Here is a 10,679-nt window from a genome sequence, read left to right as displayed (position 1 = left end):
GATCGACGGCATGACGACGACCAGGCTGCTGCTGACCCTGCTGTTACCGATCCCGCTGGGATTACAGGCGGCCGACCTATCGGTGCTGGTCGACACCAGTACCGACATGCCGATGGCGCGCTTCGAGCGCGGCCGGCTGGCCGAAGGCATCCACAAAGATATCGGGCAAGCGCTGGCTGGCGCCATGGGACGCACGGCCGTGTTCGTTGCCTTGCCGCGCAAGCGGATCGTGCGCGCGCTGGAAGACGGCGGCGCGGACGTTCTGTGCAGCTACGTCCCCGAATGGCTCAACGGCTCGTTTGGCTGGAGCCATGCGTTCATCCCCATCACCGAAGTGTTGATCACGACGCGCACTGCGACGCGCCCGCGCAGCGTGGCCGATGTGGCCGGGCAGCCGATCGGTACAGTGCTGGGCTACTCCCATCCCGAGCTTGACGGCATGCTGGGCAAGGACTTCATCCGCGACGACAGCGCCAACTCCCTGATCAACCTGCGCAAGCTGGCGGCGGGAAGGGTGCGGCATGTGGTGACGGCCAAATTTTTCCTCGACTACCGGCAAAAGCTGGGCGACCCGGTGCTCGAGCTGCACCCGCCGCTGGCGGTCAAGAGCTACATGGGCCAGTGCGCGGTGTCGCCCAAAGGCAAGGTCAAGTTAGCCGACGTCGACAAAGCCATCGCGCGCCTGATCGCCGCCAACGCCATCCCCGCCATCCTGGCCCGCTACCAATAGCCGCCGCCCCCAACCAGGGTCTGACCTCTGATTAGCAATTTTTGTTCGTTTCTTTTCCTTTTCTAAACCGGGGTCAGAGCTTTAACTCGCAACATTGTTAAGCCAGCTGATCAAGAAAGTCGACGCATTTACCGTCAGAACCAAGCGCTTTGGCTCAGTACAGCTATGTTGCTCGCTTTTCGCTTTTCCGAATTTTACAAAATTGCTGATTAAAGCTCTGACCCCGGTTGGGAAGCGAACATTGTTGCTAATCAGAGGTCAGACCTCGGTTGTGGGGGTTTTGGAGCGTGTGGCGGGAGGGATTTTGTGGGTGTTGGGCATTTGCAATACAATCAAGGGACTTCTTCCGACAGGTGTGTCTTTTGTGACTTCCACTCCCATTAAAATCGCCGCTGCGCTTGCCATCGCGGGCGCGGCTGGGACGACCTTTTTGTTTGCCGGGCGTAAGCCGGCACCGCCGCCGCCTGCAACGCCGCCACCCGTCAAGAGCGCCGCCATCGCCGCGCCACGCCTTGATGCCGCGCCGTTGACCGCCGATCTGCACGCTTTGTTGGCCAATTACCGCAAGATTATCGTGCTGCTTGCAGACGAGAAATCCATGCGCGCCAACGAACGCGAACAGGCGCAGCGGGTGGGGCAAACGCTGTTTCACGAGAACCAGTCACGCGCGGAGAAGCTCGAACGCGACCTGGCCGCGCTGCTGGCGTCGAACCAGCCGAATCGCTTCGATGCCGTCGCCGACCTGCTCAGCTTTATCGAGTCCGACAAGTCCCTGTTCGACGCCGATCGCCTGGCGTTTCGCGAGTTGCTGCAAGGCTTGCTGGCCGAGGTGGCGAAAGATTCGAGCTTGCCGGCTATTAAGATCCACAAGCGCTTGTCGGAAGATCTCGACGCCCTGGCCGAGATCGAACGCAATTACGAGAAGGAAATCCGCCAGGTCTTCGGCCGCTATGAGTCGCGCGCCATCGAGCTCAAACGCGAGCGCTGGGACAGCTACCTGGCCTACCTGAACACCCTGTTCACGCGCGAAGCCATCCTCAAGGAGCAGGGCGTGGTCGTGCCGTATCCGGCCTCGGCCTTGCCGCCCGAGCCCAAGGGCGAGCCCAAGGCCGTGGCCAAGGCCGTGGCCGACCCCAACGAGATATTCGGCAATTCCCTGCCCAAGAAAACCGTGGTGCTGACCTTCGACGATGGCCCGCACAAGCGTTACAGCGAAGAAATTGCGGCCATCCTCAAGCAGTACGGGGTGCCGGCGGTGTTCTTCAGCGTCGGCCGCAACCTGGGCAGCGTCGACGCCGCTGGCAAGCCGACCTTGTCCGATGGGGCCGCCGTCAGCCGCAAGCTCAAGGCGGGCGGCTATACCTTGGCTAACCACAGCTACACGCACGCGCAGTTGTCGAAGGAAACGGGCGACAAGCTCAAGGCCGAAATCCTCAACACCGACGTGCTGTTAAAAGCCATCGACGCCGGCCGCGCGCCGCTGTTCCGCTTTCCCTACGGCGCCCGCAACAGCGAGGGCATGCACGCGCTCGAAGGCGCGCACCTGCGCTCGGTGATGTGGAATATCGATTCGCTCGACTGGGCCGATCCGGTCCCGGCCTCGATCGCCGAGCGCGTCTTGCGCACGGTCGACAAGGAGGGCCGCGGCATCATCCTGTTCCACGATATCCACGCGCGCACGGTCAAGGCGCTGCCTGCCGTGCTGGACCGCCTGATCGCCGAGGGTTACCAGTTCGCCGGCTGGGATGGAACCAATTTCACCAGCGCCAACACAGCCGCCGCGCCCGCCGAGAAAGTGGCGGTGAGCACCGGCTACGCCAATTCCTGGGCCATCGTGATCGGCATCGACAGCTATCCCAAGTGGCCCAAGCTGCAGTACGCGGTGCGCGATGCCCAGGGCGTGCGCGAAGTGTTGATCGGCAAGTTCGGCTTCGCGGCCGAGCGCGTGGTCTCGCTCAATAATGCCGACGCCACCCGTGCCGGCATCCTCGGCGCTTTCCACGACCGCCTGGCGCACGGCGGCGTGCAGAAAAACGACCGGATCTTCGTGTTTTTCGCCGGCCATGGCGCTACCCGCCAGCTCAGTTCGGGACGCGATCTCGGTTACATCGTGCCCTACGATTCCGATCCGACCCAGTTCGCCACCGATGCGATTCCGATGAGCGAAATCCAGAACATCGCCGAAAGCCTGACCGCCAAGCATGCGCTGTTCGTGATGGATGCCTGCTACAGCGGCCTGGGCCTGACGCGCGGCGGCGGGGGCGGCGCCTTTTTGCGCGACAACGCACGGCGCATCGGGCGCCAGATGCTGACTGCCGGCGGCGCCGACCAGTTGGTGTCGGACGGCGGGCCGAACGGCCACTCGGTGTTCACCTGGACTTTATTGCAGGCACTGGCGGGCAAGGGCGACCTGAATGGCGACGGCTTGATCACCGCCACCGAGCTGGCTGCCTATGTGGCGCCGGCGGTGGCGGGCGTGTCGAACCAGACGCCGGCCTTCGGCAGCCTGCCGGGATCGGAAGGTGGCGACTTTGTGTTCGAGCTGCCGGTCGAGGCCGAATTTTTGAATCCGCAGACGGCGCAGTTGTCGACCGAGGCGATCGCGCTCAACGCCAAGCTCGACGCGGTGCGCCCGGATGCGCCCAAGATGGAGGACAAGCCGGGTGTCACGCCGCCGACGGCGCCGGTCGCGGTCAAGGACTTGCAGGGCAAGGAGCAGAAGCTGGTCACGCCGCTGGCGGTGCCGTCGTCGGCACGCCAGCTGGCCCAGCGCGCCAATGACCGCGGCTTGCAATTGTTTAAGGAGAAGCAGTACGCGGCGGCCGAGGCGGAGTTTACCGAGGCGCTGAAACTGCGCGCCGACTTCGCGCTGGCGGCCAATAACCTCGGCTTTGTCTATTACAAACAGGGCAAGTTCGCCGAAGCGGCGCGCTGGTTCGACAATACCGTGAAGATGGATCCCTCGCGCGCCGTGGCTTACCGCAACCTGGGCGACGCGCATCTCCAGGCCGGCGACGCGGCCAAGGCCAAGCTGGCTTACCAGACTTTCATGGCGCTGGCGCCGGCCAGTGCGGGCGCAGCGTATGTAAAGCAGCAGTTGGAAAAGCTGTGATGTGTCCAGGTTGCGGTAAGGCGAGCGAGTCATGAATGGTGCAACGGGCACAATGAAGTGCCATGTGCTTGCCCGATCGCTGCTTGGAAAAACCTTGCTTTCCGCAGCCTTGCTTGCCGGCTTGGCCAGCTGTGCCGACAAGAAGATCGATCCGCTTGGCGTCTACGTTCTCGACAAAGACACCAGTGTGTATACGCTGACCCTGCGCGCGGGCGGTGAATGTTCGCTCACCGTGGCCAGTCCAGGACGGCCGCTGGAAGTGATACGAGCGAACTGGCAGGCCGACGACGACACTGGCCGCCGGGTGACGTTCAGCGGTATCTCCTGGCGCGGCAGCCGGCCGGAGGAGGCGCCCGCCTACTGGCTCGTCAATATCGAAGGCCGCGTGCAAAAAATGTGCATCGATTCCGAGGACATCGATTGTTTTTACAAAAAACAATAGCGCACGATGGCCTGCCGGACTCTGGCGCGCAGCAGGGCGCCATGGTCGCGGCAGGACCGACCTGGCATCAAGCCACCCCCAGCGCCTCCTGCTGCTTCTTATAGCGCAGCGACGACCACAGCGACACCAGGATGAACGCCACGCCCGACAGCCCCGTGAACCACTCCGGAATGTGATAGCGCACGCTGGCGAACATGATCAAGGCCAGGATGCCGATCGCGTAGTGCGCGCCGTGTTCCAGATATACAAATTCCTGCAAGGTGCCTTTGTCGACCAGGAACACGGTCATCGAACGCACGAACATGGCGCCAATCGCCAGGCCCAGCATGATGATGACCACGTCATTGGTGATCGCAAACGCGCCAATCACGCCGTCGAAACTGAACGAGGCATCGAGTACTTCCAGATACAAAAACCCGCCGATACTGCCGCGCGATACCATTTGCCCGATGCCCGGGTCGGCTTCTTCTTCCTCCAGCAGGGAACTGATCCAGTTCACACCGACGTAAATGACCACGCCCGTCACGCCGGCGATGAGCACGCTCAGCTTGCGCGCTTCCGGCACCAGGTACATGGCCCCGAACGAGGCGCACAAGGTCAGCATGACCGCCAGGCTCTCGCTGCCGTAGGTGCCTACCTTCTCTTCGATCCATCCGAGCCAGTGAAGTTCCTTCTCTTCGTCGAATAAAAAGTTGAGGAAGACCAGCAGCAGGAAGGCGCCGCCGAACGCGGCCACTTCGGCGTGGTTGTCGGTCAGGTGGCGTGAATATTCATCCGGGGTGTTGATCGCCATGGTCCACACGTCCAGCAGGCCGAGCCCGGTGGCGACCGAGACGATCACCAGCGGAAACAGTAATCGCATGCCGAACACGGCCACCAGGATGCCGACCGTCAGGAACAGCTTGCGCCAGAAGTCGTTCCAATGGCGCAGCACCGAGGCGTTGACCACCGCGTTGTCGAACGAGAGCGACACTTCCAGCACGCCCAGCACGGCGGCGATCCACAGCGCGTTGAGCAGGCCGGGCAGGCCGCTGCGCGTGTAGCCCCACCAGCCCGCGACGACCAGGAGAACGAAGGTGACAAGGAAAGAGAGTCTGAAATGGCGCATGCGTTAATTCCTAAGGAAAACTTCGATCAGGATGGCGGGTGCCGGCGGACGGCGTTGTGATGTCATTCTAATAGGTTTTTCGGCCCGATGAGCGGTCAAATGCGCGCGTGCGCCATCCGTTTCGCCCGCCTTTGCCATGCGCGCGCGCTGTGACGCAGGTGATCGAAGGCGCCTGCGGCGGGGAGCGATCTGCGATAATTGCCGATTACGCAGCAATTTTGCACTTCATCGACGATAAGGACACCTGCATGGACATCAGCTATCTCATCACGCCCGTACTGACCTGGCTGGTGGTGGGGCCCATCAAATTTTTGATCAATAGCGCACGGCAACGGCGCTGGGCGTTCAACCTGGTCGGCAATGGCGGTTTTCCCAGCAACCATAGTTCTGTGGTGACCAGCATGGCGACCCTGATCGCCTTGCGCGAAGGAATGGACAGTCCGGCGTTCGGCGTGGCGGTCACCTTGGCGTTTATTGTGATGATCGATGCCAACAGCCTGCGCCAGCACGTGGGGCGCCAGGCGGCGGCGATCAACCGCCTGGCCGGCAGCGCCGCCGATCACACCCATCTGCGCGAACGCATGGGCCATACGCTGGTTGAAATCACGGGTGGCATTTGCACCGGCATCGGCATGGGCTTCGCGATTTTTCATTTGTTCGCGCGTTTTTGATCGTTTTCCCGCGTTCCCGGCATGCCCGGGGATGCGGGCGAAGCGCCGTTCACCACGGCAACTTTGCAGTTCAGTCGCGCAAATCCGCAGTTCAGCCATCGAATCGGCCAGGTTGATAGATCGCTAATTGACGTCCCTACCCGTCTCAAGGATACTTTGCGGCTGGTTGTTTTCATTCTGATTACAGACGTCTGACCGATTTGATCCCGGAGAATCCCATGCTGCGCAAAACACTGCTCGTCCTCGCCATCGCCACGGCGCTTTCCGCCTGCGGTAAAGGCGAGAAAGACCCCGCCAAGGACGGCAAGGATGCCAAGCCCGTTCAGCTGCTGGTCGCTCCGGAAGACTTGCTCACCATTTCCTCGAATTCACTCGCCTCCGGCCCGGTCGTGACCGGCTCCGTCCAGCCCGAACGCAAGGCCGACCTGCGCGCCGAAGTCTCGGCCGTCGTCTTGCAAGTGCTCAAGGAAAACGGCGACCTGGTCCAGCGCGGCGACATTCTCGTCAAGCTCGACGAAACCGCCATCCGCGACAGTCTCAGCTCGGCCGAGCAGTCGGCGCGCGCCGCCTCGCAGGCGCTCGACCAGGCCGAACGCCAGCTCGAACGCATGAAAACCCTGCGCGCTTCGGGCATGACCTCGGCCCAGGCCATGGATGACGCCGAAGTGCGGCGCAATAATGCCCTGAGCGAAGTGTCGGCCGCCAAGTCGCGCGCCGCGCTGGCGCGCCAGCAACTGGCCCGCACCGTGGTGCGCGCGCCGTTCGATGGCGTGGTCAGCGAACGCAAGGTATCGGCCGGCGACACCGCCTCGATCGGCAAGGAATTGCTGAAAGTGATAGATCCGTCCAGCATGCGCTTCGAGGGGCGCGTCTCGGCCGACCGCATCAGCGCGGTCAAGGTCGGCCAGCCGGTCAGTTTCCGCATCAATGGTTACGCCGGCGAGGAGTTTCGCGGCGTCGTGAAACGGGTCGATCCGGCCGCCAACGAAGTCACGCGCCAGGTCGAGGTGCTGGTCGCCTTTGCTCCGGGCTCGGCGGTGCCGAAGGTGTCCGGCCTGTACGGGGAAGGGCGCATCGAGGCCGAAACCAAGGCCGCGCTGATGCTGCCCGAAGGCGCGCTGGTCAAGGCTGGCGACAAGGCCTACGTCTGGCGCCTGAAAGACAAGACCATCGGCAAGGTCGACCTGGCGATCGGCCCGCGCGACACGCGTACCGGCAATTATGAGGTCAAGCAAGGCCTGGCCGCCGGCGACATCGTCATGCGCAATCCGAGTTCGTCGTTCAAGGAAGGCCAGGCTGTCCAGCTCGCGCCGGGCAAGGTCGCCGCCGCCGCACCCGTCGTGCAGGGGAAATAAGCCATGTTCCTTTCCGATTTCAGTATCAAGCGGCCGATCGCGACGATTGTCATGATCATCGCCCTGATGTGCATGGGCTTGATCGCCCTGGGCAAGCTGCGCGTCAACCAGAATCCGGACGTCGAAGTGCCGGTGTTGCAGATCAATATTCCGTATCCGGGCGCCTCGCCCGACACGGTCGAGCGCGAAGTGATCAACCGCATCGAAAAGTCGCTGCTCAGCATTTCCGGCGTGACCGATGTGCACGCCAATGCGGTCGAGGGCAATGCCCAGTTCTGGCTGGAGTTTAACTTCGACAAGAACCTGATCGAAGCGTCCGACGAGGTCCGTAACGCCATCGCCACCGTGCGCTACAAGTTGCCGACCGAGATGCGCGAACCGATCCTGCAACGCCTCGACCCGGCCACGCAGCCGATCTTGAACCTGGCGCTCTCGTCCACCAGCCAGACCCACGCCGACATCTCGCGCCTGGCCGAGGATGTGCTGGCCGACCGCTTCCGCGGCATCGATGGCGTGGCCACGGTCAACGTCAACGGCGCGCTGCGGCGCGAACTGTCGGTCTTGCTGCGCGCCGAAAAGCTGCGCGAATACAATGTGGCCGTGTCCGATGTGGTCAACGCCTTGCGCACGCAAAACACCAACGCGCCGGTCGGCAAGATTCGCGGCCAGTACGATGAGAAAAGCATTCGCCTGGTGGGCCGCATCGAGTCGCCCGAGGAATTCCAGCAGATCGTGGTCAAGCGCCGCGGCGAGGAAGTGGTGCGCCTGGCCCAGGTGGCCGAAATCCGCGACGGCTTTGCCGAAGTTAACAACCTGAGCATCCGCAGCGGCAAGCCGAACGTGGGCATCACCCTGACCCGCTCGCGCGACGCCAGCACCGTCAGCGTGGCCAAGAAGGCCAAGCTGCTGATCAAGGAACTCGAAAAAGAACTGCCGAAAGGCACCGTGCTTGAAATCACGCGCGATGGCGGCGATGAAGCCCAGCGCAGCCTGAACAATGTGATCGAATCGCTTATGTTCGGCGCCGTGCTGACCATTTTCGTGGTCTACGCCTTCCTGAACTCGTGGCGCTCGACCCTGATCACGGCGCTGTCCTTGCCGACCTCGGTGATCGCCTCGTTCATCGCGGTCTGGCTGTGCGGTTTCACGCTCAACTTCATGACCTTGCTCGGACTGTCGCTGGCTATCGGCGTGCTGATCGACGATGCGATCGTGGTGCGCGAAAACATCGTGCGTCACATGCAGCGCGGCTCCGACCGCCGCAAGGCCGCCCTGGAGGGCACCGCCGAGATCGGCATGGCGGTGGCCTCGACCACCTTCTCGATCATCGCCGTGTTCATTCCGGTGGCCTTCATGCCGGGCGTCTCCGGTGAGTGGTTCCGTCCGTTCGCGCTGACGGTCACCTGCTCGGTGCTGGTCAGCCTGGTCATTTCCTTCACGCTCGACCCGATGCTGTCGGCTTACTGGGGCGATCCGCCGGATCACCACACGGCGCCGAAAAAAGGCGTGTCCCTGGTGCTGCATCACTTTAACGAGTGGTTCGACCGCCAGGCCGACCGCTACGGCAACGTGATCGCCTGGGCCTTGCATCACCGCAAATGGATGACCGTGATCGCCGTGGCCACCTTCGCCGGCGCCCTGTACCTGCAGGGCACCATGGGCGGCACCAGCTTCCTGCCGGCGGCCGACTACGGCCAGTTGCTGATCGATGTGCGCACGCCGGCCTCGTCGAGCGTGGAATATTCGCGCGCCAAGCTGGAAAAGGCGGCCGAACTGGCGCGCTCGATCAAGGAAACCAAGGATACCAACGCCTTCATTAACACCGGCGGCGGCAAGGTATATGTCGATATCGGCAAGCGCGCCACCCGCTCGCGCAGCGCCAAGGAAATCGCGGTCGAGCTGCGCGCCAAGATCAGCCAGCTGGTGGGCGCCGAGTACGTGGTGCTCGACGATATGAACAATGGCGCCAACAAGCCGATCCAGATCCAGTTCACCGGACCGGACTCGCGCAAGCTGCTCGATATTGCCAACGCCTATATGGAACAGTTGCGCAAAGTGCCGGGCGCGATCGATGTCGGCCTGTCCGAACAGGATCCGAAGAACGAATTGCAGATCGAACTCAATCGCGGCCTGGCCAATTCGATGGGCATTTCGGTCAACGACGCGGCGCAATCGCTGCGGGTGGCGTTTGCCGGCGTCGAAGTGGGCGACTGGGTCGACCCGACCGGCGAAACGCGCGACGTGGCGGTGCGCCTGCATCCGGACGACCGGGTCAGCGCCGACAATATCGAACGCTTGCCGATCGCCGTGACCGGCACCAACCAGATGGTGCCGCTCGACCAGATCGCCACCATCACCATGGGCAAGGGACCGTCCGGCATTTCGCACAAGAATGGCAAGCGCACCATTTCAGTGTCGGCCAATGCGCAGGGCCGCTCGAACGGCGAAGTCACGGGCGACGCCATGAAACTGGCCGATACCTTCGACTACCCGCCCGGCTACGGCCGTGAACTGGGCGGCGCCGGCCAGGACCAGAACGAGTTGTTTACCGAAATGGGCATCGCGCTGGTGTCGGGCATCGGGCTGATGTACCTGATCCTGGTGATGCAGTTCGGCTCGTTTACCGCGCCGCTGGCGGTGATGCTGTCCTTGCCGCTGTCCTTGATCGGCGTGGTGGTGGCGCTGCTGTTGACCCATAACACGCTCAACCTGATGAGCTTCATCGGCATCATCATGCTGATGGGCCTGGTGGCGAAGAATGCGATCCTGCTGCTCGATGCGGCCCGTGCGCGCGAGCGTGAAGGCCACAGCCGCGAGGATTCACTGATGGAAGCGGGGCGCGCACGCCTGCGTCCGATCCTGATGACCACCTTCGCGCTGATCGCCGGCATGTTCCCGGTGGCGCTGGGGCTGGGCGAGGGCGGCGAGTTTTATCGTCCGCTGGCCATTGCGATTATCGGCGGCACGATTACCTCGACCATTCTGACCTTGCTGGTGGTGCCGACTTTCTACGACAGCATCGAAATCAAGGTCGACAGCATGGGCCTCAAGTTCCACCGCCGTTCGGAGCGTTTCGGCCCGCTGCTGGGCTTCCTGACGACGTTTGCCGAAGTGATTCTGTTCCTCACCTTCGGCCGCTTCATCTACCGCGTGGTCATGTGGCTGGTGCGCCTGGTGACCGGCCGCCGCACGGTGGTGGCGCCGGGCGCCGTGGCGCTCGACAAGCGGGCGTAGGCCAGTGAGCGAAGGCGCATCGCTTCG

General features: G+C 62.9%; 7 protein-coding genes. 6 read left to right on the top strand and 1 reads right to left on the bottom strand.

Annotated features, from left to right (window positions below; translation table 11 throughout):
• The first annotated feature begins 10 nt into the window (after nt 1–10).
• The 3 genes from F0185_RS31135 (at nt 11) to F0185_RS31125 (ending at nt 4,284) form a co-directional block, all read left to right on the top strand.
• Entirely contained in the window at nt 11–730 is a 720-nt protein-coding gene (locus F0185_RS31135; RefSeq protein ID WP_167232093.1) for a substrate-binding periplasmic protein, read from the top strand.
• A gap of 364 nt (nt 731–1,094) precedes the next feature.
• On the top strand, nt 1,095–3,842 hold the full coding sequence (locus tag F0185_RS31130) for a polysaccharide deacetylase family protein (protein WP_370664099.1): 2,748 nt from the start codon (nt 1,095–1,097) through the stop codon (nt 3,840–3,842).
• A gap of 31 nt (nt 3,843–3,873) precedes the next feature.
• On the top strand, nt 3,874–4,284 hold the full coding sequence (locus F0185_RS31125; protein ID WP_167232090.1) for a hypothetical protein: 411 nt from the start codon (nt 3,874–3,876) through the stop codon (nt 4,282–4,284).
• A gap of 67 nt (nt 4,285–4,351) precedes the next feature.
• On the opposite strand, the gene F0185_RS31120 is transcribed toward F0185_RS31125, so the two are convergent.
• The gene (locus F0185_RS31120) at nt 4,352–5,392 is read right to left on the bottom strand and encodes a DUF475 domain-containing protein (protein WP_167232088.1); all 1,041 of its coding nucleotides are present in this window, start codon (nt 5,390–5,392) and stop codon (nt 4,352–4,354) included.
• 248 nt (nt 5,393–5,640) lie between these two features.
• Between F0185_RS31120 and F0185_RS31115 the strand changes: the two genes are divergently transcribed.
• The 3 genes from F0185_RS31115 to F0185_RS31105 all read left to right on the top strand — a co-directional run bounded on the left by F0185_RS31115 (nt 5,641) and on the right by F0185_RS31105 (nt 10,652).
• Complete coding sequence (locus tag F0185_RS31115) at nt 5,641–6,063, top strand: divergent PAP2 family protein (RefSeq protein ID WP_167232085.1); 423 nt, start codon at nt 5,641–5,643, stop codon at nt 6,061–6,063.
• Nucleotides 6,064–6,281: 218 nt separating this feature from the next.
• Nucleotides 6,282–7,418: an efflux RND transporter periplasmic adaptor subunit gene (locus F0185_RS31110; RefSeq protein ID WP_166887856.1), complete on the top strand. Its 1,137-nt coding sequence runs from the start codon at nt 6,282–6,284 to the stop codon at nt 7,416–7,418.
• Nucleotides 7,419–7,421: 3 nt separating this feature from the next.
• Nucleotides 7,422–10,652 (top strand): efflux RND transporter permease subunit, encoded by a 3,231-nt coding sequence (locus tag F0185_RS31105; protein ID WP_167232082.1) that lies wholly within the window; start codon nt 7,422–7,424, stop codon nt 10,650–10,652.
• The last annotated feature ends 27 nt before the right edge of the window (nt 10,653–10,679 follow it).

Source organism: Massilia rubra, assembly GCF_011682065.1.
Lineage (GTDB): Bacteria > Pseudomonadota > Gammaproteobacteria > Burkholderiales > Burkholderiaceae_D > Telluria_A > Telluria_A rubra.
The sequence above is the reverse complement of the archived record's forward strand: the minus strand, read 5'-3'. Positions and strand labels throughout refer to the sequence as shown.

What these genes read in the sequence shown, in the direction of transcription:
- F0185_RS31135 (WP_167232093.1), top strand. Translation starts at nt 11, where the DNA reads ATGACGACGACCAGGCTGCTGCTGACCCTGCTGTTACCGATCCCGCTG.
- F0185_RS31105 (WP_167232082.1), top strand. Translation starts at nt 7,422, where the DNA reads ATGTTCCTTTCCGATTTCAGTATCAAGCGGCCGATCGCGACGATTGTC.
- F0185_RS31115 (WP_167232085.1), top strand. Translation starts at nt 5,641, where the DNA reads ATGGACATCAGCTATCTCATCACGCCCGTACTGACCTGGCTGGTGGTG.
- F0185_RS31120 (WP_167232088.1), bottom strand. Translation starts at nt 5,392, where the DNA reads ATGCGCCATTTCAGACTCTCTTTCCTTGTCACCTTCGTTCTCCTGGTC.
- F0185_RS31125 (WP_167232090.1), top strand. Translation starts at nt 3,874, where the DNA reads ATGAATGGTGCAACGGGCACAATGAAGTGCCATGTGCTTGCCCGATCG.
- F0185_RS31110 (WP_166887856.1), top strand. Translation starts at nt 6,282, where the DNA reads ATGCTGCGCAAAACACTGCTCGTCCTCGCCATCGCCACGGCGCTTTCC.